General features: G+C 47.7%; 20 protein-coding genes. 11 read left to right on the plus strand and 9 right to left on the minus strand.

Features of this window, described 5'->3' with window-relative positions; genetic code table 11:
• Window positions 1-110: 110 nt before the first annotated feature.
• The 3 genes from uvrB (at window position 111) to CYJ98_RS10300 (ending at window position 3,945) form a co-directional block, all read left to right on the plus strand.
• On the plus strand, window positions 111-2,138 hold the full coding sequence (gene uvrB / locus CYJ98_RS10290) for an excinuclease ABC subunit UvrB (protein ID WP_101756426.1): 2,028 nt from the start codon (window positions 111-113) through the stop codon (window positions 2,136-2,138).
• A gap of 349 nt (window positions 2,139-2,487) precedes the next feature.
• The gene (locus CYJ98_RS10295) at window positions 2,488-3,633 is read left to right on the plus strand and encodes a hypothetical protein (RefSeq protein WP_101756427.1); all 1,146 of its coding nucleotides are present in this window, start codon (window positions 2,488-2,490) and stop codon (window positions 3,631-3,633) included.
• Between the two features lie 48 nt (window positions 3,634-3,681).
• On the plus strand, window positions 3,682-3,945 hold the full coding sequence (locus CYJ98_RS10300; RefSeq protein WP_049332348.1) for a PAAR domain-containing protein: 264 nt from the start codon (window positions 3,682-3,684) through the stop codon (window positions 3,943-3,945).
• A gap of 52 nt (window positions 3,946-3,997) precedes the next feature.
• On the opposite strand, the gene tssC is transcribed toward CYJ98_RS10300, so the two are convergent.
• Together tssC and tssB are read right to left on the minus strand one after the other, a co-directional pair.
• A complete protein-coding gene (gene tssC, locus CYJ98_RS10305) occupies window positions 3,998-5,533 on the minus strand; it encodes a type VI secretion system contractile sheath large subunit (RefSeq protein WP_101756363.1) in 1,536 nt (511 codons plus the stop codon).
• A gap of 38 nt (window positions 5,534-5,571) precedes the next feature.
• Window positions 5,572-6,072, minus strand: a complete 501-nt coding sequence (tssB, locus tag CYJ98_RS10310; protein WP_049332195.1) for a type VI secretion system contractile sheath small subunit — start codon at window positions 6,070-6,072, stop codon at window positions 5,572-5,574.
• A 159-nt stretch (window positions 6,073-6,231) separates the two neighbouring features.
• On the opposite strand from tssB, the gene tssK reads away from it, so the two are divergent.
• The 8 genes from tssK to CYJ98_RS10350 all read left to right on the plus strand — a co-directional run bounded on the left by tssK (window position 6,232) and on the right by CYJ98_RS10350 (window position 19,025).
• Entirely contained in the window at window positions 6,232-7,578 is a 1,347-nt protein-coding gene (gene tssK / locus CYJ98_RS10315) for a type VI secretion system baseplate subunit TssK (protein ID WP_101756362.1), read from the plus strand.
• A 1-nt stretch (window position 7,579) separates the two neighbouring features.
• On the plus strand, window positions 7,580-8,242 hold the full coding sequence (locus CYJ98_RS10320) for a DotU family type IV/VI secretion system protein (protein ID WP_101756361.1): 663 nt from the start codon (window positions 7,580-7,582) through the stop codon (window positions 8,240-8,242).
• 17 nt (window positions 8,243-8,259) lie between these two features.
• On the plus strand, window positions 8,260-9,888 hold the full coding sequence (locus CYJ98_RS10325; RefSeq protein ID WP_101756360.1) for an OmpA family protein: 1,629 nt from the start codon (window positions 8,260-8,262) through the stop codon (window positions 9,886-9,888).
• A 70-nt stretch (window positions 9,889-9,958) separates the two neighbouring features.
• The gene (locus tag CYJ98_RS10330; RefSeq protein WP_049332188.1) at window positions 9,959-10,447 is read left to right on the plus strand and encodes an Hcp family type VI secretion system effector; all 489 of its coding nucleotides are present in this window, start codon (window positions 9,959-9,961) and stop codon (window positions 10,445-10,447) included.
• 71 nt (window positions 10,448-10,518) lie between these two features.
• Window positions 10,519-13,338, plus strand: coding sequence for a type VI secretion system ATPase TssH (tssH, locus tag CYJ98_RS10335; RefSeq protein WP_101756359.1), 2,820 nt, complete (start codon window positions 10,519-10,521; stop codon window positions 13,336-13,338).
• A 143-nt stretch (window positions 13,339-13,481) separates the two neighbouring features.
• Window positions 13,482-15,965, plus strand: coding sequence for a type VI secretion system Vgr family protein (locus CYJ98_RS10340; RefSeq protein ID WP_317869975.1), 2,484 nt, complete (start codon window positions 13,482-13,484; stop codon window positions 15,963-15,965).
• The gene (locus CYJ98_RS10345) at window positions 15,958-17,955 is read left to right on the plus strand and encodes a hypothetical protein (protein WP_101756218.1); all 1,998 of its coding nucleotides are present in this window, start codon (window positions 15,958-15,960) and stop codon (window positions 17,953-17,955) included. The genes CYJ98_RS10340 and CYJ98_RS10345 overlap by 8 nt, the downstream gene beginning before the upstream one ends.
• Before the next feature lie 2 nt (window positions 17,956-17,957).
• A complete protein-coding gene (locus CYJ98_RS10350) occupies window positions 17,958-19,025 on the plus strand; it encodes a T6SS immunity protein Tli4 family protein (RefSeq protein ID WP_101756217.1) in 1,068 nt (355 codons plus the stop codon).
• A gap of 470 nt (window positions 19,026-19,495) precedes the next feature.
• On the opposite strand, the gene CYJ98_RS10355 is transcribed toward CYJ98_RS10350, so the two are convergent.
• The 7 genes from CYJ98_RS10355 to CYJ98_RS10385 all read right to left on the minus strand — a co-directional run bounded on the left by CYJ98_RS10355 (window position 19,496) and on the right by CYJ98_RS10385 (window position 26,048).
• Window positions 19,496-20,992, minus strand: a complete 1,497-nt coding sequence (locus tag CYJ98_RS10355; protein ID WP_180947875.1) for a subtype B tannase — start codon at window positions 20,990-20,992, stop codon at window positions 19,496-19,498.
• Window positions 20,993-21,281: 289 nt separating this feature from the next.
• The gene (locus CYJ98_RS10360) at window positions 21,282-22,838 is read right to left on the minus strand and encodes a surface lipoprotein assembly modifier (protein WP_101756215.1); all 1,557 of its coding nucleotides are present in this window, start codon (window positions 22,836-22,838) and stop codon (window positions 21,282-21,284) included.
• Between the two features lie 75 nt (window positions 22,839-22,913).
• Entirely contained in the window at window positions 22,914-23,285 is a 372-nt protein-coding gene (locus tag CYJ98_RS10365) for a hypothetical protein (protein ID WP_004520945.1), read from the minus strand.
• Between the two features lie 172 nt (window positions 23,286-23,457).
• Window positions 23,458-24,153 (minus strand): M48 family metallopeptidase, encoded by a 696-nt coding sequence (locus CYJ98_RS10370; protein WP_101756214.1) that lies wholly within the window; start codon window positions 24,151-24,153, stop codon window positions 23,458-23,460.
• Window positions 24,154-24,202: 49 nt separating this feature from the next.
• On the minus strand, window positions 24,203-24,934 hold the full coding sequence (locus tag CYJ98_RS10375) for a lysophospholipid acyltransferase family protein (protein WP_101756213.1): 732 nt from the start codon (window positions 24,932-24,934) through the stop codon (window positions 24,203-24,205).
• A 71-nt stretch (window positions 24,935-25,005) separates the two neighbouring features.
• Window positions 25,006-25,584 (minus strand): D-glycero-beta-D-manno-heptose 1,7-bisphosphate 7-phosphatase, encoded by a 579-nt coding sequence (gene gmhB / locus CYJ98_RS10380; protein WP_070584588.1) that lies wholly within the window; start codon window positions 25,582-25,584, stop codon window positions 25,006-25,008.
• 11 nt (window positions 25,585-25,595) lie between these two features.
• On the minus strand, window positions 25,596-26,048 hold the full coding sequence (locus CYJ98_RS10385) for a cell surface protein (protein ID WP_101756212.1): 453 nt from the start codon (window positions 26,046-26,048) through the stop codon (window positions 25,596-25,598).
• Window positions 26,049-26,130: the final 82 nt, after the last annotated feature.

Here is a 26,130-nt window from a genome sequence, read left to right on the forward strand (position 1 = left end):
GCTAAGGAAGGAGATGAAATATTTAGTCTTGTCAGATTGCTACACTATCAATTTTCAGACGGCACTTTGTTATAATCCTCTCTTTACCTGAACATAAAACAGGCCGTCTTATGGAAGTCATCCAATATCCCAATTCTCCGTTTAAACTTCATCAGCCATTTCCTCCTGCCGGTGACCAGCCCACTGCCATTGCTGGCTTGCTCGAAGGACTTTCAGACGGACTTGCTTATCAAACCCTGCTCGGCGTAACCGGTTCGGGCAAAACCTACACCATGGCGAACGTCATCGCCCAAAGCGGCCGTCCCGCCATCATCATGGCGCACAACAAAACCCTTGCTGCCCAGCTTTATGCCGAAATGCGCGAGTTTTTCCCTGAAAACGCGGTGGAATATTTCGTCTCCTACTACGACTATTACCAGCCCGAAGCCTATGTGCCCAGCCGCGATTTGTTCATCGAAAAAGACAGTGCGATCAACGAACACATCGAGCAGATGCGCCTTTCCGCCACCAAAAACCTGATGACGCGCGATGACGTGATTATCGTTGCCACCGTGTCCGCCATTTACGGTATCGGCGACCCGACCGAATATCAACAAATGGTGTTGTCCGTCAAAGAAGGCGACACCATCGAGCAGCGCGACATCATCGCTACGCTCGTTTCCATGCAATACGAACGCGGCGATTTGGACTTCAAACGCGGCAGCTTCCGCGTACGCGGCGACGTGATCGACGTGTACCCCGCCGAAAGCTCCGAAAACGCCTTGCGCATCAGCTTGTTCGACGACGAAATCGACCGTCTCGATATGTTCGACCCGCTTTCAGGCAGCCTTATCCAGCGCGTCGGCCGCTACACCGTCTTCCCGTCCAGCCACTACGTTACCCCACGCGACACCGTCTTGCGCGCCTGCGAATCCATCAAAGAAGAACTGCGCGAACGCATTGAATTCTTCGCCCGCGAACAACGCCCCGTCGAACAACAACGCATCGAACAGCGCACCCGCTTCGACCTCGAAATGCTCTACGAAATGGGTTTCTGCAAAGGCATCGAAAACTACTCCCGCCACTTCTCCGGAAAAAAAGAAGGTGAACCGCCGCCCACGCTGATGGACTATCTGCCCGACAACGCCATCATGTTCATTGACGAAAGCCACGTTACCGTTACCCAAATCGGAGGCATGTACAAAGGCGACGCATCGCGCAAGCAAAACCTCGTGGACTACGGCTTCCGCCTGCCTTCCGCCCGCGACAACCGACCGCTCAAATTCCACGAATTTGAAAAAGTCATGCCGCAAACCGTCTTCGTTTCCGCCACTCCCGCCAAATACGAAGAAGAACACGCCGGACAAGTGGTCGAACAAGTCGTCCGCCCCACAGGGCTGGTCGACCCCAAAATCATCATCCGCCCCGTCGCCACCCAAGTTGACGACTTAATGAGCGAAATCAACGACCGCATCCAAAAAGGCGAACGCGTACTCGTTACCACCCTCACCAAACGCATGGCGGAGCAACTCACCGACTATTACAGCGAACTCGGCATCAAAGTGCGCTACCTGCACAGCGACATCGACACCGTAGAGCGCGTTGAAATTATTAGAGATTTGCGGCTCGGACTATTTGACGTACTCGTCGGCATCAACCTCTTGCGCGAAGGCTTGGACATCCCCGAAGTCTCCCTCGTCGCCATTCTCGACGCCGACAAAGAAGGCTTCCTGCGCTCGCACCGCAGCCTGATTCAAACCATAGGCCGCGCCGCGCGCAACGTGAACGGCGTCGCCATCCTGTACGCCGATAAAATTACCGACTCCATGAAAGCCGCCATCGACGAAACCGAACGCCGCCGCGAAAAACAGATTAAATTTAACGAAGAACACGGCATCGTTCCGCAGCAGATTAAAAAACAGGTTAAAGACATCATCGACGGCGTGTACCACGAAGAAGACAGCGGCAAAGGTCGTCTGAAAGGTAAAAACAAGGTTAAAGTCGGCGAAATCCACAATGAAGAAGATGCCTTGAAAGAAATTGCCAAACTGGAAAAAGCCATGCAGCAGGCAGCTAGGGATTTGCAGTTTGAAGAAGCAGCTGTGTTACGCGATAAAATTAGGAATATTAAAGAGAACTTATTGTTTGGATCGGAATAAAGTTAGGAGAAACTTACCCATCTTAGAGTATAAGTATTTTAGGTTGAGGATAACATTTTCAGTTTAAAATGCCGTATTTTATTAAATAGCTGGTTAAACTTTTTACTTGGAAGTTTTTTGAAGCTTAGAATAAGTTTGATATATTGAATATAATTAAGCTTATGGTTAAATGGGCTTGTATATAGGATGTGAAAATTTTTTAGAAGAGCCTGTATAGTTCTATATTAAACGTTTAATTAATAAATGGTTAGATAGTTACATAGATAATATTAAGAATCTATGTGCTAATGTTTAACCAATATGATTATTTTTATATATAATTGATTTTTTGAGTATAAGGCTATTTAAAATGCAATGGAATATTCCTGAAGTTCCCGCAACATTAGTTCCAGAAGTCAAAAATAAGTGGGGAAAACCATGGATGTGGGCCGCTACTTTGGCATTTGCATGTTGCTGTTCATTGCTATGGATTTTATTGCTGAAAAAGTATGCAATTTATTCGTTGGTCTTTCCTGTTATATGGTTTGCAGCACTTTCTTACCGCTATATTTCTTCAGTCCATCGTTATGCCGCTATGGAGGCATGGCAGAAAGAAAAAGACAATATTCGTAGAAAGTGGACAGAGTGGGCTGGTAAGAGAGTTGCAGTAATAGACGCTTATGTAGCTCTGCCGTCTGAAATTGCACTGAATGATGTAATTGCTGAAACTAAAGGTAATGAGAGATTTGATTGTATTGCTTTTATTGATGAAGAAGATAACTTTGAACGACCATTATGTCATGAAACAGCGGTGTGGCAATTAGAAGAAAGAATGAGATCTTTGGCTGAGTTTTCAAAAAAATTGACCGTACATATCCATACTCCTGACAACGATATTTATGAAGCCTGGCAAAATAAGCTAATCAATATGTCGGAAACTATTGGTATAGAAAACTTGGATCTGACCATAATGCCTCTACAGGATATGAGTGGATTTATCGATAATTGGTTTGAGAAATCCGAACCGGAAGGTATCCATGCTGTTTTGTCGGCTTGGTTAAATCCAGATGTAGATGATTTAGAATTTACTGAAACAGTAACCTGGATAGTTTTTTCCTCTCTGCATTTGGCTAAACAGAATAATCTACCAGTTCGTGCATGGGTACAACGACCTATTACGCTGGATGATGGAAAACAACCACAGTTATTGAAAAAATATGTGGATTATGGATTACATGGTGAAGCAGTTGATGCAGTATGGTTTGCTTCCTCACATGAGGAAATCCAGCAATATATGGATGGTATTAAGGCAGCAGGAGGGGACTGGCATTACGACAGAAATAGTATTTTAAGACATAATCCTGGGCTTTTTATGGGACCTCTTGCTTCGGAAAATCAATTGCTCATGTTAGGTTTGGCTGTTGAAAATACTGAGCAGAAAAATCAGTTATTTGGTTGGAATACGGATAATGGTTTTTATATGGGGCGTTTGATTCAGGCTTATGGTAATGTCTGAGATCTACAATCTGGTTTATAGGAATTTTGACGGCAAAGGAATGTAAAAATGAAGGGTATTATTAGATTGGGTGATTCTACTACGCATGGTGGTATGGTCATTCAAGCATCTTCCCAAATGACTATTGAAGGAAAACCTGCGGCACTAGTTGGCGATTTGGTTAGTTGCCCTATAACCGGTCATGGCGACAATCCGATTATTGAAGGCAGTCAGTATATGATGTTTGAAGGTAAAGCAGTTGCTGTTGATGGTTGCAAGACTGCATGCGGATGTGCTTTGATTAGTAGTTTGCCCAGTGTTGGGAGTGATTAAAAAAATCCTCTTTCCTTTTTGGAAAGAGGATTTTTCAAGTTTACCTAATTGCTTATTTCTTTTCTTTAGGCATTTGAGATACCAATGACAAGTTGACATCCAGGCCTTCGATTTGGAAGTGCGGGCGGGCAAACAGGCGGACTTTGAAGAAACCCGGGTTGTCCTCGATATCTTCCACCAATACTTTTGCCTCTCTTAACGGATGTGTTGCCTGCAGCTCGTCGCTCGGGTCGGTCATTTCCGTTACCAGGGTATTGATCCAATTATTCAGTTCCAATTCAAGCATGCGACGGTCTTTGGTGGTACCGATGTTTTCACGCTGGATCAGTTTGAGGTAGTGCGCCAGGCGGGAGAGCAGGAAGACGTAAGGCAAACGGGCGTTGATGCGGCTGTTTGCGGTTGCTTCCTTGGTCTCATACAACGCGGGTTTCTGAGTCGAGTTGGCGGAGAAGAAGCAGGCGTAATCGCGGTTTTTATAGAAAGACAGCGGAACAAAGCCCAAGTTGGCAAATTCGAATTCGCGGGTTTCCGGGATCAGGACTTCTGTCGGGATTTTCATTTGATTGCCGGTACCCAGGTCGTACATGTGAATAGGCAAATCTTCAATCAAGCCGCCGGCCTGTGGGCCGCGAATTTGGACGCACCAACCGTTATTGATGAAGCTGCGCACCATATTGGCGGCAAAGGCAAATGATGCATTTGCCCACAAATAGCGGTTATGCTCCGTACCTTTTACCTGTTCTTCGTAATTGAAGCTGCGGACAGGCACGGTGTCGCTGCCGTACGGCAGACGGGCAAGGAAGCGAGGAAGGGTCAAGCCGATATAGCGTGCATCGTCTGTTTCGCGGAAGCTTTTCCATTTGATGTATTCGGCACGGTCCATATAGTTGGCCAAGTCTTGGATGGCGGCCACTTCCTCCATGCTTTCTTTGCCGAAGAAAGAAGCGCCGACCGAGCCGATAAATGGCATGTGTGCAGAAGCGGAAACACGCGAGATATTGCGCAGCAAAGCCATATCTTGAGGGCTGCGGTCAAATTCGTAGTTTGAAATCACGGCGCCGATAGGTTCGCCGCCCGGGGTGTCGTATTCGTTGCTGTAAGTGTGGCGGTACAGTCCGCTTTGCACGATTTCAGGCGCATCTTCAAAGTCTTGAATCAAATCTTCTTTGGAAACATCAAGAATTTCAATTTTGACATTGTGACGGAAGTCGGTTCGGTCGACCAAGAATTTCAAACCGCGCCATGCGGATTCGATTTTTTGAAATTCTTCGTTATGGAGGATTTCATCCAGTTGACGGCTGAGTTGTTCATCGATACGGGCAATGTGGTAATCGAGCAGGCTTTTGTCCAGGCGCTCCACTTTTTGGGAAGAGTCTTGGATCATTTTCATGAAGACGCTGACGGCTGCGGCAATACGCTCGTCGGCAGAGGCTTCCGACATTTTCTCGGCACTTTGGAATTGCTCGATATCGATGACGGAGTCAACGGCATTCAGATTGATTTTTTTACACAGATCTTCATAAACACTGTTTGTGTTTTCTTGTTCGATAACTGTAGTTTGGGCTTGGGCCTTTTGGCTTTTTTGCATATTTGAATCCTTACGGGTATTTCAGACGGCCTTTGATGTTACTTATTATTGATAGGTGCGATTTTTTCAAGACGGTCGCGCAGTTCGGCAGACAGGTTTTCGTCACGCAGAATGGCTTCCAATTCGCGACGGAAAGCAGAGTCGTCCAATAAGTTGGATTTCAAATCGCGAAGCAGGTTGCGCATAGCTAGCAAGGCACGCAATTCCGGCACATTCTGGGCAATTTGCTCCGGATGGAAGTCGCGCATGGATTTGAAATCCAAATTCACATTCATCTCGCCGCCGGCAGGAGAGAGTGTGTTTTTGACGGTCAGATTGGCTTTAGGATTGAAATCGGATAATACTGAATCAAAGTTGTTTTTGTTAATATTGACTTTTTCTTTTTCGGCAAGATCGCGTTTATCTTGGCCGTTGCTGTAATCGCCGGTTACTAAAAGCTTAAGCGGCAACTCAACCTTTTTTTGTGCGCCGCCGGTATGCAAGTCCAATTTAATATTGATACGGGAAGGCGGAACTTCGTTTTGAAAACTTTTGCTCACGATGAAATTTATCCTTTTTTGATAGATTAAGTGACACTTATGTCATTTTTTCAAATAAAATGCAAGGTATGGGGTCAGGAAATATCCTGATTGGTTAGTATAAATGTTAGACAGATAGCTTGTCTATTGTATTCAAATTTACCGGAAAAAGGTTTTTCAGTGAAATTTCACAAGCCGTTATGGGAAGAGGGGGTACTCCTATCGCCTCAACATTTTCAACAACAAGACAAATTCAATAATCATATGCATGCCCTGTTAATGAGAATGATGGGGGATTTTAGATGGGGCTGTTTTCAATGTGAATTTGACCGTCAGGCATTAGAAGTTGGAAAAATCAAATTAGATACACTTCAAGCATGCTTGCCGGATGGCACCTTAATTGATTTGCAGGCCGGCGGACGCCACGTCAATGTGCGTAATATTGAAGGCCTGTCTTTACAGCAACGAAATGTTGTATTGTTGGCACTGCCAGTCTATCAGGCACATGTTTCAAACTTGGTAGATGAGGATGAAACCAAAGATACGCCCAAGCGCTTTGTTAAGAGCTTTGAGAAGGTGGAGGATATTTTCTCTACCGAAGAAACAGAGTTTGCGGTGGAAGGGTTGAATCTCACCATTCGTTTCGATTTTGAACAAAATGACGACTATATTACCTGTCCTATCGGTGCAATAGAGAAAGATGAGACGGGCGCTTTCGTTTGGGCTAAAAACTATATCCCGCCATTGTTATCCATAACAGGATCGGAAACTTTATTCTCTTGTCTTAACCGCATCACATTGATGGTATTATCCCGTATAGAGAATTTGTCTGCCCGCCGCCGCTCTCGGAGCGAAAGTGTCGTTGATTTTTCAGTTTCCGATTCGATGCTGTTTTGGTTTCTGCATGGCTTAAATACCATTTATCCGGAATTGAAGCACCTGAATGACTACCCGCAGAAGCATCCGGAAGAGTTTTATAAACTTTTGGTACGCCTGCTGGGTATGCTGTATACCTTTAGAGCCAACGAGTCCGTTAAAGAAATAGACTCATATGATCACTTTGATTTGTTTGGAACATTCAACCGTTTGGAACAAAAAATCCGTGATTTGCTGGATGAGGTTATTCCTTCCCCTGTTATCGAATTGTCACTGGAGCATCTGAAATCGACGCATTGGCGCGCCCAGATATTTGATGACCGAATCAATGCTGATGCAGAGTTTTATCTTTCCGCCCATTCCGACTCCGTCGACTTCTTGGAATTGCAAAAACAGCTGCCTTTGGTCAGCAAAATCGGTGCACCCGATGATGTGGAGCGTGTAATTAATACGGCAGTGGTCGGCGTACCTTTACATCACCTTCATCAGACTCCGCCGGGCCTGCCTTTTAGAATGGACAATGTGTATTTTAGGTTGGATAAACGGCATGTCGCGTTTGATAGGATGATGCAGTCCCAAGTATGCAGCATTTATGTTCCGGCCTCTATTTCTGATTTACATTTAAGCCTATTTGCAGTAGTGAGTATTTAATATGAATAACCAACCCTTGATTAGAACCGTTTTGAGAGATACTGCTTTGGCGGTATCCGCATTATCTGCCGGCTTTACACCTGACCATTCCGAATCATGGTATGCTCATTGCAAAAATCTGATTCAAGATTTAAAGGCAAAATTAGCCGAGCTTGGATGGAAAGAAGCGGATATTGAAGAAGTTTCATATGCACAATGCGCCCTTTTGGATGAAGTTGCACTGCGCACGCTGAAAGGTAACGACAGGGAAGTATGGGAAAGAAACCCTATGCAGGTTTGTTTTTTCCAATCATATAATGCAGGGGATATCCTGTGTGACCGAATCGAATCTTTGTGTAAAAACCACAAGGATGCCAGCCCCTTGGTGGCGGAAACCTATCTGAGTGTGATTAATTTGGGGTTCAGGGGCCGATATGTTTTGGATGAAGATGCATTGCACACCGCACAGGAACAGTTGAAAAAAATCACACCTGCCTTCCCAAGCAATGCCGTATCGGAAGACGGTAAGTTGTTTTATATAGATCAAAAGGGAACGCCGCTGAAAAAAGCATTCAGCCTCCGTCCTGCCTGGCTGCTTGTGGGAAGCATTGTTGTAGCGGCGGTTGCATACTTTGCATTTAGATATTATCTAGATGGTTTGGTTGAACAAATACAAGCATTGTAATTTCAAGTGTTTATATAATGACTTATCGGAAAATTTCGGTTCTGGCGACCCTGGCTGTTTTTGAGCTCGTTTTACTGTATGTGTTCGCAGTATATTGGCAGGCAGGTTGGATAATCAAAGGCTGTGCTTGGGCATTGTCCGTTGGGGTGGCCTTTTATTATTGGCGTTTTTATCTAAAGAAAAAACGCGAACAAATCAATACGGATTTTTGGAAGAAAATCACAGAAGAATTGGATTCCAACGGAGATTTGGGTTGCTATACCATTCGTCTGCATGACTCTTCTGTGCCGAGAAAGTTGGTAGAGAGGGTAAATGAAACCGTCTATATCAATATGTCGGGTTCGGAAAATCTGCATCCGGTCGTTTCCAATTTGCTTGAAAATACAGCCCATAAGTATGTTTCTGTGAGTCTGGAGCTGTGGCTTTCCCCGGCGGAAAATACCGATATTGCGACCACTTTGCGCACATGGTTGCGTAATATACTTTTTCTGCAGAAGAGCACAGGTTTGACTATCCCGGTGCACTGGTTGATTCAAACGCCGGTGTCTTTTTTGTTTGATAGAAAAAACAGTCATTCCGTTTTTTCTATCATCAATAAGAAAGAACACAACCGTCTGCAGATAAACGAATTCTTAAAGAACCTGAAAAACGCCCTGTCCCTTAAATTTCTGCATGACAGCAATGCCCAGTATAGCCATCAATATGTTTATCTGATGGAGGCGCTGAATTTTTTAGAAGAAAAATTCTTAAAAAATACAGATAGCGGATGGGAGTATGTGGACATATGCAGTTTAAGCCTTGCCGATTGTGGAAATTTTCAAAATACATCTGAATGGGCAGCTTATCTGGTAAAAAATACAGATGGTCTTATTCCGACGGCAAAAAGCGTTCAACATGGTTCGGTAAGATACATCCTATCCGAATATCTGGATAAATATGCCGTTTATCATAGAAATCATATTTCAGATATGATTTTTAAGGTATTATTCATTGGTGTTGCCGGTTTTTTTCTGGCCGCGTCGTTTTCAACTGTCAATAACAGCCGTTTGTTGGAACAAATCGGCACGCATATAGCGGACTTCCGTATGGAAACGGATAAAGCCGAACAGGCTAAAAAAATAGGGCTGTTGAAGCAGGACTTGAAATTGCTTGAAGGATACCGTGATTACGGTGTTCCTGCATATTTGGGCTTGGGACTGTATCGTGCGCAGGCCTATATCCCCAAATTAAAAGCCTTAATCCCTGCCGAAGTTCCTAAAGCGCCCGGGCCTGTCAAAAAGCCGGAGCCGGTGGTTCTTACCCTGGATAGTTTGGCACTCTTTGAAACCGGCCAGTTTGAATTAAAAAATAATGCCAATAAAGCATTGATTGGCGTATTGAAGGCAATCGAATCACATCCTGATACCCGCATTTTAGTTGAAGGCCATACCGATAATGTCGGAAATCCTGTTTCCAATCAGCAGTTGTCAGAAAAACGGGCCCAATCCGTCAAAGACTGGTTGGTGATTTCTTCTAATGTTCCGGAGGGTCGGTTTGAGGTCAAAGGTTTGGGTGATACCAAACCGATTGCAGACAATCAGACAGAAGACGGTAAGGCCAAGAACCGCAGGGTTGAGATTATCCTTATTCCCTCGGCAACACAGTAATTCAATGCAGCACAAGTTGCTTTAAGCCTTAAAACTTAAAGCGTTTTTAATAAAACTAAGGAGTAAAAATATGGCAATTCCTGCTTATATGTGGCTGAAAGACGATGGCGGTTCCGCTATTAAAGGTTCCGTTGACGTTAACGGCCGTGAAGACAGTGTTGAGATCGTTGAGTTCCAACACAATGTCCGCATTCCTACAGATGCCAATACCGGCAAACTGACAGGTACCCGCGTTCATGAACCTATCGTATTGTACAAAGAATACGATGCGTCTTCTCCATACTTGTACAAAGCCGTAACCACTGGCCAAACTTTAAAAGAAGTAGAAATCAAGTGGTATCAAATTGATGCATCCGGTCAAGAGAAAGAGTACTTCAATACCAAACTGGACAACGTTAAAGTTGTCGCAGTAGGTCCTGTAATGCACAACATCAAAGACCCTGCACGCGAGCGTTACAACCACTTGGAACGCGTTGAATTGCGCTACGAAAAAATCACTTGGACTTATAAAGACGGCAACATCATTCATTCCGACAGCTGGAACGAAAGCCGCGCTTAATCATCCACATAAAGTGCTGCCTGATAAAGGTAGCACTTTTTTATAACACATTTTTACATCAGGGATATCAAATGTCTGCACATGATCAAGCCTTATTATTACGTCGTCTGAATACGCATTGCCAACAGGCAATGGAAGCCGCCGCCGGTTTATGTCAAACACGGGGTCATGCCGAAATTACGGTTGACCATTTGTTTATCAAACTATTGGAATTAGGGGATGGCGATGTCGGCGCCTTATTGAGACGTTACGAAATTGATTCGGAAAACATCTGGAACCCTTTGCTGGACACGATGGATAAACTGCCGCGCAATGTCCGCGGTAATCCTTCACTGTCCAAATCACTGGTCAGCCTATTGTCAGACGCATGGCTGCTGGCAAGTGACGAAGGCGCATCGGAAATCCGTTCCGCTTATCTGTATCAGGCATTGTTGAAATCCCCTTACCGTCTGATGACGCAGGATGCATGGCCGCTGTTGAGTCTGACGGAAACCCAAATAGGCCGTCTGAAAACATGGTTGGATGAAGTCTCAATCGAAGGCACCAACAATACGTTTGCCCAAACTTCTGCCGAAGAAGGCCAGGAAGGCACTCAGGCTGAATCCAAACCACAACCGGTTAAAGCAACCGGACAAAACGATGCATTGGCGCGCTTTACCGTCAACCTGACTGAAAAAGCAGCCCAAGGCGGCATCGACCCCGTATTTGGCCGCGAAACAGAAATCCGCCAAATGATGGATATTTTATCGCGCCGCCGTAAAAACAATCCGATTTTGGTCGGCGAGCCGGGCGTCGGTAAAACCGCACTGGTAGAGGGCCTAGCCTTGAAAATCGCCTCAGGCGAAGTGCCTAAAATATTAGAAAACACACAGGTATTGGTCCTGGATTTAGGCCTGCTGCAGGCAGGTGCGGGCGTTAAAGGCGAATTCGAACAACGCCTGCGTAACGTAATTGAAGCCGTTCAAAATTCCGAAGAACCCATCTTATTGTTCATTGACGAAGCGCATACCTTAATCGGCGCCGGCAACAGCGCCGGTGGCGCAGATGCCGCCAACCTCTTAAAACCGGCCTTGGCACGAGGCGAATTGCGCACCATTGCCGCCACAACCTGGAGCGAATACAAACAATATTTTGAAAAAGATGCCGCATTGGAGCGCCGTTTCCAAATGGTCAAAGTAGAAGAGCCCGATGACGAATCCGCCTTCACCATGCTGCGCGGCTTGAAACAGCGTTATGCCGCCTACCATAAAGTCCATATTCAGGATTCCGCAGTCATCGCAGCCGTGCAACTCTCCAGAAAATACATTACCGGCCGCCAACTGCCCGACAAAGCCGTAGACTTGTTGGATACGGCCGCCGCCCGCGTCCGCATGAGCTTGGATACCGTTCCCCATATCTTCGGCTTGATGGAGGCACAGGCCTCCTCGCTGCAACGGGAATTGGAAGCATTGGATGCCGACAAACAACTGGGCCGTCTGAACGCATCGCAAGAAGAAAACATCCGACAAGTCGAGCAGGAAATTGCCCAACTGAACGAACAGCGCGAAGAAATGAACCGCCGCTATCAGGAAGAAAAACAATTGGCGGACGAAATACAATCCTTAATGGAAGCCGCCAAAAATACAGAATTGACTTCCGAAGAGCGGGAAGCCGCACAACAAAGCCTGACCGAGAAACAGCAACAGCTGGATGCCGTCGTCACAGGCAAACCGCTGATTTTTACCAGCGTCGATGAAACCGTGATTGCCGACATTATCGCCGACTGGACAGGCGTGCCCGCAGGCAGCGTACTCAAAGACGAACTGGCCAACCTGCTGCAGCTCGAAAGCCTGCTTGAGCAACGCGTAGTCGGACAAAGCGAAGCCATCCATGCGATTGCGCAAAGTTTAAGGGCTGCCAAAGCCGGCCTGAAAACCAACGACTCCCCGTTGGGCGTATTCCTGTTGAGCGGCCCATCCGGTGTCGGCAAAACAGAAACCGCCCTGGCATTGGCAGACGCACTCTTTGGCGGCGAAAAATCACTGATTACCATCAACCTGTCCGAATACCGCGAGGCACACACCGTTTCCCAACTTAAAGGCTCGCCTCCGGGTTATGTCGGCTACGGTGAAGGCGGTGTATTGACCGAAGCCGTACGTCAAAAACCATACAGCGTCGTATTGCTGGACGAAGTCGAAAAAGCCCATAAAGACATCCTCAACCTCTTCTACCAAGTCTTCGACAAAGGCATGATGCGTGACGGCGAAGGCCGGGAAATCGACTTCAAAAACACCGTTATCCTGATGACTTCGAACTTGGGCGCAAACGAACTGACCCAGTTGCTGAAACCGCAAGAGCCAGAAGAGGCAGAAGAAGCCGCAACAGAAGAAAACCAAGAAGCAAACGGACAAGAACAGATCGCCGATACCGAAGTAGAACTTTCTGCACAAATGCCGGAAACCCCGTCTGAGCACACTGAAGTTTCAGACAGCCCTGCCGAAGCCGAAGAAGCACCAGAATACAGCTTGGAAGAACTGGTGGAAGCCATCCGTCCGATACTGACAGACCACTTCCAAGCCGCATTGTTGGCGCGTATGCAGGTCGTTCCTTACCGTCCGTTGGAAAAAGAAGCATTGGCCCAAATCGTCAGATTGAAGTTGGATAAAATTGCAGACCGGCTGTATGAAGCCCATCAAACACGTCTCAGTTACAGTGAGGACTTTGCAGCGCTGCTGGCCGATTCCTGTACGACCGGCGACAGCGGTGCGCGCAACATCGACCACCTGCTGAACCGTCAGGTGATGCCGGCGATAGCCCAAAGTTTTTTACAATGGCAGCAGACGGCGGGTCATATGCCGGAGCGAGCGAGCTTGGAAGTTGGGGAAGAGGGCATAGACGTTTTGTTTGAATAAGGCGGATTAAAGGCCGTTTGGAGGGGAGCCGATGGGTCGGGTGCCTTTCAGACGGCCTTTTTTCCATTTATCCCATTCGCTTTACCATCAGCATAATCCAAGTTAATATATCAAATTCATTGTCATTCTAAAATTGTCTCGTCATGACCGCCCGCCAATCCTACCACCTCACCTTCGCCCGTTTCTCCCCATCCCTCTCTGTTCGTTCTTTCGTCGCATCCGAAGCAGTCAATACCGCTTACAGTGTTGAAATCACCGCTACCTCCACCGACTCCTCGCTGCCTCTGTCTTCCTACCTCAACCAACGCGCAGCATTTGAGATTCGTCCGCAGGAAGGTTTACTGTCAGAAGTGGCCGGGGCATTCGGGTCTGCTTCAGACGACCCGCCGGCGAAGCAATGGCAGGGCATCATCACCTCATGCGAAAAACTGTCCGTATCCAAGGATGAAACCGTTTACCGCTTTGTTTTAGAGCCGCGCTTCGCGGCTTTAAAACATTTCCAGACTTCCCGGCTGTTCCAATACCAAACCGTCCCCGACATCGTTGCCGCCGTCTTCAAACATCACGGCTTCTCCGGTGTCGACTACCGTTTCCAAAAGAGCCGCAACTACACCGTACGCGAGTATGTCACCCAATATCTCGAAAGCGACTTCGACTTTATCAACCGTCTGTGTGAAGAAGAAGGCATCTGGTATGCCTTCGAACAGCATGAACAACATGGTGACGTAGTCGTCTTCGGCGACAGTCCCGAACACTACTTGCGCAGTCAAGGCTTACCCGTTTCCTACCGACCCCATGCCGGATTGGAGAGTGTCGGTACCGAAGCACTCTTTAACTTAAGCATCCGCCACAACCCCATCGTCGAAGGCATACGCACGGCCGACTATAACTACCGTACCGCCGATACCGACCTCTTTGCCGAAACCGACAACAAACAGTCCGAAGAATCTGCCGACAATACCGTCTTATTGGGCAAACAGCAACACTGGGGCCTTCATCCCAAAACAACCGACGAAGCCCAAGTTCAGACGACCCTGTTGAACGAAGCCAACCTCTGCCGCCAAACCATCGCCAACGGTAGCGGCAACGTCGTCTCTATGACGCCGATGAAGGTGTTCCAAACCGATGTCTCCTTCCCAGAAGCACCCGACGGCTGGCTGGTACTTTCCATGGAACACAGCGGCAGCCGAGATACCGCCTACAGCCATACCTTTACCACCATCCCCGCCCAACTCGCCTACCGTCCCGAACGCATCACCCCGCGTCCGCATATCGACGGTACCTTACCGGCACGGGTAACCGCGGCTGAGAACTGCACCTACGCCTATATAGACGATATGGGCCGTTACCGCGTCAAATTACCGTTTGATTTGGACGAATGGAGTCCGGGCGGGGAAAGCCGTCCCGTCCGACTGGCCAAACCCTATGCCGGTCCCGAATACGGCATCCACTTCCCCTTACACGAAGGCACCGAAGTGATGCTGTCCTTCGTACAGGGTAATCCCGACCGTCCGTATATCTCCGGCGTCATGCACGACAGTGCCCATACCGACCACATTCCTGCAGACTGGAACACAAGAAACGTCATCCGTACCTGGGCGAACAACAAACTCAGGATGGAAGACCTGCAGGGACAGGAACACATCAAACTCGCCACCGACTATCAGAAATCCCAACTCAACCTCGGCCACATCGTCGACTCAAACCGCAACAAACGCGGAGAGAATGGCGAAGGCTTCGAACTCAGAACCGACGGTTGGGGCGCGGTACGGGCCGGCAAGGGCATACTCGTCAGCGCACAAAACCAGGATGCCAACGGCAAAGTGCTGGATATGGACGATGCCATCTCCCAACTCGAACAGGCACTCTCCCTGGCCAAAAGCCTGAACAAAGCCGCCCAAACCGCCAACAACCACAACACCGATGAAGAAACCCAAAGAGGCCGTCTGAAAGACGCCCTTAAAGACCTGAAAGAGGCCGGTTTAATCCAAACCGCTCCCGCCGGCATTGCCACCGCAACAGAACAAAGCCAACTTCACACCGCCAATGAAAACATCCACCTGGTCAGCGGCAACCATACCGACATTACCGCCGGCCAAAGCCTGACCGCCCATGCGGCAGAGAGCGTTAACCTGTTTGCGCAAAGCAGCGGCATCAAGATGCAGGCCAATCAGGGCAAAGTGGAAGTGCAGGCACAGAATGACGAATTGCAGCTGAATGCCTTAAAGGACGCAACGTTAACCAGCAGTGCAGGAAAAATTACTATTGCGGCGAAGGAGGAGATTCTGATTACCTGCAAAGGGGCGTATATCAAACTGAGCAACGGGGAAGTCGAGATCGGGAGTCCGAAGGTGGTGCGGGTGAGGGCGCCGATGGTGGTGAATGGACCACAAAGCTTAAGTCAAATGTTTAATGAAATGCCTAAATCAAAATTTGATCAAGAAATTCTGATTAAAACGCCTTCAGGAAAACCAATAGCTAACCGCCGTTTTATTCTGACACGTTCAGATGGTACTAAAATTCAAGGAATAACTGATGCGAATGGTAGTACTGGTATTCAGCGTAATGATGCTAGAGTGGAAAAGATTACATTAACAATTTTACCGGAGAAAAATTCTAATGAATAATGAGCCTGCAAAGCAATTAAAAATACAATTAGATAAACAAGGGAGACCTATAACTCATACGTATTTAACAGAAAGTTCGGATACACAGCGCTGTGAAGTCAGAATCAAAGATAGAGTTGTCCCTATCTTATTTGTTCCAGGAATCATGGGCAGTAATTTAAAATACCGTGATGTTTGGAGTGGTCAAGAGACTCCAGTTTTGTTGTCTGATGAAAAAGAGTTGGCGAACGCCGAGGTAGATGACTCATGGCAACCACCTTCATCAGCCTTAGAAATACTATCAGCTTTAATTTTTGGTCTTTTTCGTACTAAAGAAGAACGTAGAAGAGAGATCAATCCTGATGTTGCATTTGTTGATTGGGAATCAAATAAAATCAGGCCATTACCTAAAAGAATGGTTTATACCGATCGAAAAATTGCTATGTCCAGTCCTGATAACGATCATGAAGGAGATGTTGCTCAGGAGAAAAATTCTGCGAAAGAGCCATTTCAAGAGGGAGAGTCATTGACAGAGGCTCAAAAAATTGCCCAAGAAGCGAGAATGCGTGGCTGGGGGACAGTTTATCAAGGCAGTTATGTTCCTTTTTTGGTCTTTCTTGAGGATACACTAAATGATATTCCTGCTTGTAAAACATTAGAAGAATATAAACAAGTTATAGAGAAGAATGAGGTATGGAAAAAATTATTACCTTTGTTTCAAAGTGGAAGTAGGCAGTCTATAGTTGCAAAAGGTGATGAGAATGGCTCATTAGAAAATACTGAACAATTAGCACGATGGTTGCAGAATGCGGCAGATTGTGAATTCCGTGTTTATGCTTGTGGTTACAACTGGTTAAGAGATAATCAACAATCAGGAAACGGTTATTCTAATGATAGTATTGAATATTTTGAAGCGAAAAGTGAAAAAGGGATAAATAAAAAGTATGGTTTCAGTGATTTAAATAGCCGTATTAAAAAAATCTTAAAAGAATGTCAACAAACAGATTCTAAATGTAATGAAGTGATTGTTCTTACTCACTCTATGGGGGGGTTGGTTGGGCGGGCTTATGCAAAGGAGCAAGGTGGTAGTTCGCTATCTGGTATTTATCATAATGTTATGCCTGCTACGGGTGCTCCCGCATTTTATAAGCGCTTAAAAGCCGGATTTGGTGGGGAAAATATAGTGACGACTATCGCTTCTCCTATTTTTGGATACTCAGCTGAACGTGTTACACCAGTCTTATTAAATTCAATTGGGGCATTGGAATTAATGCCATGGATAGACTATAAAGTGTTATCGGATAATACCAATCAATGGCTAAAAGTTGCTGAAAAGGCTACCCCTAAAACAATAAAGTTTAGTTTCAGTACGGAGGATTTAATGCAGAATTCAGATGCATGGTATAGTCTATTACCAAAGTTGTATCATAATGGTCAGTTACAGTATCAAAAAGCTAAACTGAATGATAAAAAAAACCAATGGGAAGAGGCAGATCCACGTATCAATCCAGGGGGGATAGTGTCACCAATTATGGAATTACAAGAAATGAGTGATGCCGAGCGATTTAAAAGGATAATGGGATCGGTTGCAAACTTCCAAAAAAAACATATGGGCTTTTATTTGCCTGGGAAAACCAATATCGCATATGGCAACGATGAAAAGTATAAGGCTTGGGGCAGCATCAGTTGGCTGTGCGATAGTTCGTTACATGATGTTAGAGAGGAAGATTTGAGGCAGGCCAAGCTTTTAAAAACTGAGGATATGTATACCGGTAAAATTACAGTAGAGTTGCCGAGTGGACGGCAATTATCTTTCCAGTTGAGTAAGGCTGAAGATAACGGCGATGGAACGGTTCCTACTGATTCAGGTTGTGCTCCAGAAGGTAAAGTGGATGGGCGAATCTTTATAGAAAATGGTTACGACCATCAAGGCTCATATGGAGAGAAGAAAAGTGCTAGCAGAAGTTCCGCTTTATTTAGTATCCTTGAATTTACAGCAAGGAAGGGATAGTAATGGCGAAGGCTAAAGTTCTCAGACTCATAGGTATTGCTTTTATTAGTGTTACATTATCTTCATGTAGCCAACCGTCTCAAAGTTATTCAACAAAAGGAAAAATAGCTATGGATTTTGCTAAAAATACATCTGCATATTGGACCGCGCAGCCATTTTGCAGTGGGCGTTACCAAATTGACTTACCATCTAACCGTATAAGTGGGACTGGCTGGCTTAAATACAATGGTTGGCAGATAAGAGTGCGACCAGATTATTGGAATCTGGAAGTAGAATCCGCATTAGAGGTTAAAGAAAAAGGATATAATGGAAGTGATCGTTTTATAGAGTACCGCACTATTATTCCCAACAAAGCAATAGTTTCTGTGACACAGGCTTCTGCTTCATGGGATAGCCCATTATTAACTCAGGTAAATGGAATGCTTTATAATGTTGATTTTAGTTTCAAGCTAGGTAAGAACGATGCCTATTCTATTAGAGCTTTTGTGCGCATTATGCCTGTTAATGGTAAAGCACCCTCAAATCTTAAGCAGTTGGAAAAAAGTAAAGTTGACGAAGCTATTAGGCATATACGAAATGATTTTTTTGATAAATTGAGAGATCGTAATGAAAGTGAAATTCCGCTACAACAGGGTGTTTGTTTAAAAGAGGGATTTATTGCTGATAAGGGAACTGAGCCGTTTTTTGGGAGTGCGGGAATCAAAATTAAAGACTATAAAGATGTTTATGCCGAACTGACAACAGGTGGATTCTTGGATGAAGATGATAAACCTTTATTGAAACGAGATCTTGTTAAGAAAAATAGTGTGATGGGCAGACTTATGTCATGGGCAAAATATAGCACGATTCGCCAGGGAAGCCGGAACATCAATGGCATGTCTGGTAGTGAGAAACTTGTTAAGTTGCAGGGGAAACGATATCTATTTATTTGGGAAAAAGATGATGGCAGTGTGAGATTTAAGATGACTTTCGGTACCAGTGATAACAATTCTGCCGGTTCCCCATTAAGTGAAAAGGAGGCTTTAACGGCTTGGGATGCAATATTGCCAACATTGAAAAAACGAATTTGATCAGATTTTAATGAATAGAAACTTACCAAATTTATTAGCTTTAAAGCTTATGAAAGAGACAAAAATGAACCATAAATATCGTAGAAAAAATATATTTAAGGTTGGCTTATTATATGGTGCTATAGCAATAGTATTAACAGGATGTCGCTCTTGTTGGCCGATGTGTATCTAGAAACATTGTCTTTATAATAACAGGCTGTCTGAAACCTTAAGTTAGATTTCAGACAGCCTTAGACATTTTTAAAATAGTTTTCTTTACTATTTTCACGATGGCTGAAACTCAAACATAGGGTTTCGGCTGTTTTAGCTTTAAATCCCCCCTCTTCTTCTCCTCAGGCATCCCAGATGCCTAATAATTAGGTATTAGTGTCCCTTTTCTGGCACAAACAGGTGTTTCAATAGTGTCAAATCCGCCATTTTTCCAATTAAAACGGGATACAAAATCTCATCTCAATCTATGTTGCGAACAATTATTTTGCAGAATTGCTGACCTGTTTCATCCAGGCAAACAGTTCGTCTAAGTCATAATCGCCGCCGTGGCCGACATCCCAAGGCAGGGCGTAGTCGACGGTTTGGCCGTTATTTTGCAGTTTGGCGGCCAAGACGGTGGAGACTGCCAGTGAGGTGTCGCGGTCGATGGTGCCGACGCGGATGCGCCAGTTTTGCGGCAGGTTCACGCCCGGTTTGCCGATGTAGTTGAGCGGGTTCATGATTTTGACGGTTTCTTCGTCCGCGATTTCGGCGTTGGCGGCGGTGTTGTGTTGCATGGAGAACGCGGTAAAGTGGCGTTTATCGACGGTATTGGTGCCGAAGAGTTGGTTTTCGCCTGTGCTTAAATCTACGCCGTCAAAGGCCGGCGGTGTTTTTTGGCGGCCGGCGGCTTTGGCGTAGGCATCGAAATCGACGGAGACAACTTTGCCTTTGCGGACGGTCAGCCAAGTGCGGTCGCTCAGGTCTTTGCCTGCATCAAGCTGGGCTTGTGCGGATTTGGCAAGTAAACCGGCAATATGGTTTTTAAAGCTGCCGTTACCTTGGGCGTCCAACGTCAGGGGTTTGCCTTCGGGGGATTTCAGGTTCAGGCTGTTGAGGTATGCAGGGTATAGGGGTTTGAGGAGGTTGGACAGTTTTTTCTCGTCATCGGTCAGTGTGCCTGCGACCAGCTCGCGTTTGACGCGGTAGTCGAGCATGGAAATGTTCATTTTTTTGTAGTCGTTGATACCGTTGAACTGCCATTCGTAAGCCATATCGGCATGGTCCAAATCGGTAATCGGGCAGTATGCGGATACGGAGAAAACTTTGTCGCTGCTGTCTGCCGCACCTAAGGCTTTGAGGTGGTTTTCGTAATCTTTTTGGTCGGCTGTTGCGCCTAAGAGGGCGGACATCGCGCCGCCTGCGCTTGTGCCGTTGGAAATGATTTTTTCGGCATCGCCGGGCATGACTTTGTCGTTGGCTTTCAGGTAACGGACGGCGGCTTTCAAATCGACAATGGCGGCAGGTGCTTTACCGGTGGGCTCTGTTCGGCCGCGTGCGCCAGGGGATGCGACGACGTAGCCTTTGGAGAGGGCAACCAGGGCGGCGTTAGGCGATTTTTGGCCGTCTTCAGGCTCGCCGCGTTTGCCTTCTAAAGCAGGTTTGCCCGGTTCGGCCGGCATATAGCCGCCGATTTGGTTGGGCAGGAAAATCGGTGCGGTTTCGGCGTTGAAACCGTCTATCTCGCCGCCGTTGTAATAGGCTTCGGGTACATAAATATTGATGATTTCGTAACGGGTATCGACAGGATTGCGGACGTAAACCACGCCTTCGTAAGCGCGGAATTTGATGGCCTGACCGTTCACTTCGATGCTTTGTTCGGTGTATTTTTGTTTGGAGAAGTCTAGGTCGTAGGTGTCTGCGGTTTTGACGGAAGCGCAGGCGCTCAATCCCAGCGCGACAGAAACGGATAAGAGGGTTTTGTTTAGGGCGTTCATCATCATACTTTCTGAAGAGGTAAGCGGATATGATAACGAATACTCAGGCCGTCTGAAACGCCAAGTCGGGTTTCAGACGGCCTGATTTTTTTGTAGCGTTATGTAGTGTTGTACGTTACGTTGTAAAGTAATATCGGCTTAAATTTCATCTATTTGATAAATATGAATTTAATGAGGCATTATGCCTTAAAAAATCTATTTATCCGGTATCTGTAAAAGTTTGAATCTGCCTTGTAAATCAGTATGCAGGACAGGCATTTTTGCTTTATTTACAGATTGATTCTACTTGTCAGAACGTTTTGCTCAATTCGACAAACATTTTGGTTTTGCCGTATTCGTAGAACTTGTCGTTGCTCCATGTTTTGTTGTGGGCAATGGTCAGGCGCGGGGTGATGCCTTTGAAATGGAGGGCGCGGTGCCATACGCTTAGGGAGGCGGAGGCTTCTTTGTCGCGGCGGTTTTGTTCGTTGCTGAAGAAGCCGGGGGCTTGGTAACGGCGTTGGGCGGCGCTGAGGCGTAGGACGGTGGAGAGGCCTTTGGGCCATTCTTGTCCCCATGTGGTGCGCAGGGCGTAGCGGTTGAAGCTGTCGCCTTTGTCGTCGCGGTTGTGTTCGCGGTAGAGGTCGATACCGGCCACCCAGTATTGGCGCGCGTTGCGGTAGTACACGATGGAATTGCTGAGCAGCTGGCTGGTATTGTTGGAATGCTCGCGGCGGCTGTTTTTCAGACGGCCTGCTTCAAATGCGCTGAGGGTTTGCAGCTTGGGTTGCCACCAATGGTTGTAGTGGAGGCGTGCGCCGTTGGTGTAGGTGTAGGGGTCATTGCCGTAGAAGCGGCGTTCGTGGAACGGGGTAATGCCGATATCACTGCGCTGGTCGGCATAGCCGAGGCCTGCCGAGAAGCGTGTGGTGAGGTCGTTGTAGTTGGTGTGTTTGGGGTAGATTTTGCCGTAATGGTCTGCGCCTGCCGTGGCATAGAAGCCGCGTGGCAGCGACCATTTTTTTTCTGCACCGATTTGGTAATGGATGGCGGTGGCATCGATGGGTTCGGGGAATGTCCAGCCTCGGAAGCAGTCGTCGTCGGGATAGGCAAGGCGCACGGCGCGGCATTGTTCATCGCTCAGGTGGTTGCCTAGGCGGCGTTGGCCGGGGGCTTGGTTGATGTTTTGTTCGCGTGTGATGTTCAAGCCGGCGTTGAATTGCCATGAGTCGCGTTCGCGCAGGGCTTTGCGGTAGGTTTCGATGCGTTCTTGCAAGGCAGGAGGGAGGGATTCGGTTTGTAGTTTGTCGAATTGGTCAGCCGCAGCTTCGTTTTGTTTGTCTTCAAACAAAGCGGTTGCAAGCTGCCAGCGGACGGCGGAGGCATCGGGCTGCTCGGCGATAAAGCGGCGGTAATGGCCGACGGCTTCGGCGGCGCGCCCTTCGGATTGGGCAAGCAAACCTTTGGCATAGCGCGCCATGGCGCGGTCGTGTTCTGGCCATTGTTCGTAAATGGGTAAAACGGCTTTGATGCCAGGGATATTGTGGGCGACGACGGCGGAATACATGGCGCGTGCCAGTAATTCGGTATTGGCAAGCAGGGTATCGGCATCAACGTTGATGATTTTTTCAGACGGCCTGTTTGTCTGCTCGGCAGTGATGTTGTGCGCTTCGGGTTGTTGGGGTTCGGCAGTGTTGACTTGAAGCTCGGGTTTCACATCAGGCGGTACATCGGCGGCGTGAAGGGAAAGGGGAAGGATGGCGAGGAGGAGCAGACGTTTTTTCATGGCAATGTTTGGGATGTTATCGGTATAAGTGGGCAGATTGTACAATGTTTTGAGTCGGAAATTTTGCAAACCGAGTGCCATTTTATCTGATAAAGACGACAAAAGGCCGTCTGAAACCCGATGGGATTTCAGACGGCCTTTGTTTGCGAGTCGGATTTAGTTTTTATCCAAGTCCAAATCGGCTTTGTATTCGATACGGCCTTGGCCTTTGTCTTCGATGGAAACGTCCAGCTCTTGTTTGCCGCGTTTGAATTTCAGATCGGCATCGTCGTGTTTGATTTCAGACTCAACCACATGGAAACCTTTGCTGCGCGCGTGGGCGATCACTTTTTTGGCCAAGGAAGGAATGGAATTGCGTTGGCCGGAAAGTTCGGCTTCGTATTCAAATTCGCCGTCGCCTTGATGATCGGCTTTGATGGTGTGCGCGCCATCCGGACGGTAGATTTCGGAAGGCAACGGGGAGGCGAATGCCGTGGCGGAGAAAAGAGCCAAAATGCCGGTGGCCAGTAACGATTTTGCTTTGGTCATCGGTTTTCCTTTCTGAAAAGGGTTTTGAGAACGACATCATCTTATCGGCAGGTATGAGGGGAGGCAAGCGGATAAACTTGATTTTACGCGCGGCTACATGATTTGTTTGGAGGGCGTTGATTCTTTGCTTTGGGCTGGTGTTTGCTTGCAAAAAAATGCTGCCGGATAAGACTTAACCGAGGCTGAACAATTCGCTGCCGTGCGCCTTCAGCCATTGTTCGGCTTGGTCGACATGCGGCGTGAGCGAGTGGGTCAGAGCCCAAAACGCAGGGCTGTGGTTGGGATGGCGCAGGTGGGCGAGTTCATGCAGGCAGACGTAGTCGGCGACATATTCGGGTGCGCCGATGAGCCGCCAGTTGAGGCGGATGCCGGTGGTGTGGCGGCAAACGCCCCAGAAGGTTTTGGCGTTGGAAAGGGAAATGGCGCTCGGGGTCAGGTGGGTGGTTCGGATATGGCCTTCGAGGCGCGGCAGCAGATACTCGCGCGCACGCTCGTGCAGGAAGTGGCGCAAATGGGTAAGTTGGGTGGCGGTTTCTTTTTCGGGCAATAGGATTTCAGACGGCCTGATTTGGATGTGGTTTGCAGTGTGGACGGACAAGGCCGTCTGAACGCCTTGATACCAAATCCATTTGGGAAGTGTGTCGGTAGGTGTTTGTCGGGCCGGTGTTTTGTTTAGGGTGCGGCGCAGGATGGCCTCGTTGTCGTTCAGCCATTGGGTAAAGTTGCGTTGGGTAACAAACGGCGGGATATTGATGCTGACGGTATCGGCGGAAACAGGGCGCAAGATGAGGTTTTTCTTGGCACTGCGTTTGAGCTGGATATGAATGGTCAGGCCGTCTGAAAGGGTGTGGGTATGGAGGCGGGGCATGGTGTTTGAGGGAAAGGGGCGGGCATAGCGGCCCACCCGATGGAATAATTTATTTGGTTTGTGGCGCGAACGGACCTTGTCCGGTAATCAGGGGCTGTTGGCTTTCGATCCATTGCTCGCATTGGGTCATGAGTTCGGCTTCGTTGCCACTGCCGTAGGCAATGGGTTTGCCGATGATAACGCTGACCGTGCCGGGGTATTTGAGGAAGGAATTTCGCGGCCAAAACTCGCCGCTGTTGAGCGCGACGGGGACGATGTCCATCTCAAACATTTTTGCCATGCGCGCGCCGCCGAGCTTGTAGCGGCCTTTTTCACCGGGCGGCAGGCGTGTGCCTTCGGGGAAAATGGTAATCCAATAGCCTTCGTTTTTACGCGCAAGGCCTTGTTCTAAGAGTTGTTTGTTGGCTTCGCGGCTGTTGCTGCGGTCGATGCCGATGGTTTTAACCAGCTTCAAGCCCCAGCCGAAGAAAGGGATTTTGAAAAGTTCACGTTTGGCAACATACACTTGCGGTGGAAAAATCTCTTGCAGGGCGAGGGTTTCCCAGCCGCTTTGGTGTTTGGCGCAGATGATGGCTGGGTGGTCGGGAATGTTTTCCGCGCCGCTTAAGGTGTAGTTCAAACCGATGATGTGCTTGAGCGACCAGTTGAGGATGCGCACCCAAATTTGCGCCATTTTGTGTGCGCCGCCTTGGAAGGGCAGGGCAAGCAGCATAAAGGGGAACAGCAAAATAATGCTGGAGGAAAGGATGAACCAGTAAATCAGGTTGCGGATAATCAGCATATCGGGGAAAAGTCTGTCGTTTGAAAGCCGTCTGAACGCCGTTGTCGGCAGTTTTCAGACGGCCTTGTCGTTTATAGGATGGCTTGCGCGGCTTCTTCGATTTGTGTGTTTTCACGCATGATGTATTGCGAGAAAGCGAGCAGGTTGTCGAAGACTTGGGTGTGTTCAGGCAGTTCTTGCTCGTGTTTGGCCAGCGTTTTTTTGCCTTTGCCGGTCAGGACAAGCGCGGATTTGCCGCCTGCAGCATCAATGGCTTGCAGGTCGCGCAGGCTGTCGCCGACCAGCCAGGTTTCGGCGGCATTGGCCTTGAAGCGTTCGATGATGTCGATAATCATGCCGGGCTTGGGTTTGCGGCATTCGCAGTTGTCGGCGGCAGTGTGCGGGCAAAACCAAATGCCGTCGATGGTACCGCCTGCTTGAACGGCAAGGCGGTGCATTTTCGCGTGCATTTCGGTTAGGTCTTGCACGGTAAAGTATTTGCGGCCGATACCGGATTGGTTGGTGGCCACGGCGATGGTGTAGCCTGCCTGCGTTAAAAAGGCGATGGCATCCATGCTGCCTTCGATGGGAATCCATTCGTCAACGGATTTGACGAAATCGTCGCGGTCTTGGTTGATGACGCCGTCGCGGTCGAGGATGATGAGTTTCATGGTGTGGGCTCTTATTTTTCTGCTTTCAAACTGCTTTTCCATTTTTCAAAGGCCGTCTGAAAAACGGGTGTCAGTTTGACGAAGGTTTCCGGGGTGTTTTTGACGTGGTAGAAGCCGCCGAGCGAGGGAGTGTCGAGGGCGAGGACGTAGTCTTCCATAAATGCGCCGTAGCCGTCTTCTTCGTCGGTGTAGTAGAACTCGGTAAACCGTTGGCCGAGTTCGGTAAAGTCGTCCGCCGTCAATGCGCCGTCCATGTGTTTGAGCAGGAAGTGCCGTCCGCTGATTTTGCCCGAGGTCATGGCGGCGAAGTCGGCTGCGGTTTCGGGGGCGGTTTGCCAGACGGGGTTGACGAGGCCTGCCTGCGCCGCCCACTGCCAGTACATGCCGATGTGGGTGGCGGCGTTTTCGGGCGGGAGCTGGTCGGGGTAGTCTTCGTCGAGATGGAAACGGATATTGTCGTACATGGACGGTGTTCGTTGGGGGAAAGGGGGTATTGTAGCGGAAAATAATGAATTAGGCCGTCTGAAAGAGGGTGTTTCAGACGGC

Origin of the sequence: Neisseria perflava (assembly GCF_002863305.2) — a bacterium.
Taxonomy (GTDB): Bacteria; Pseudomonadota; Gammaproteobacteria; order Burkholderiales; family Neisseriaceae; genus Neisseria; species Neisseria perflava_A.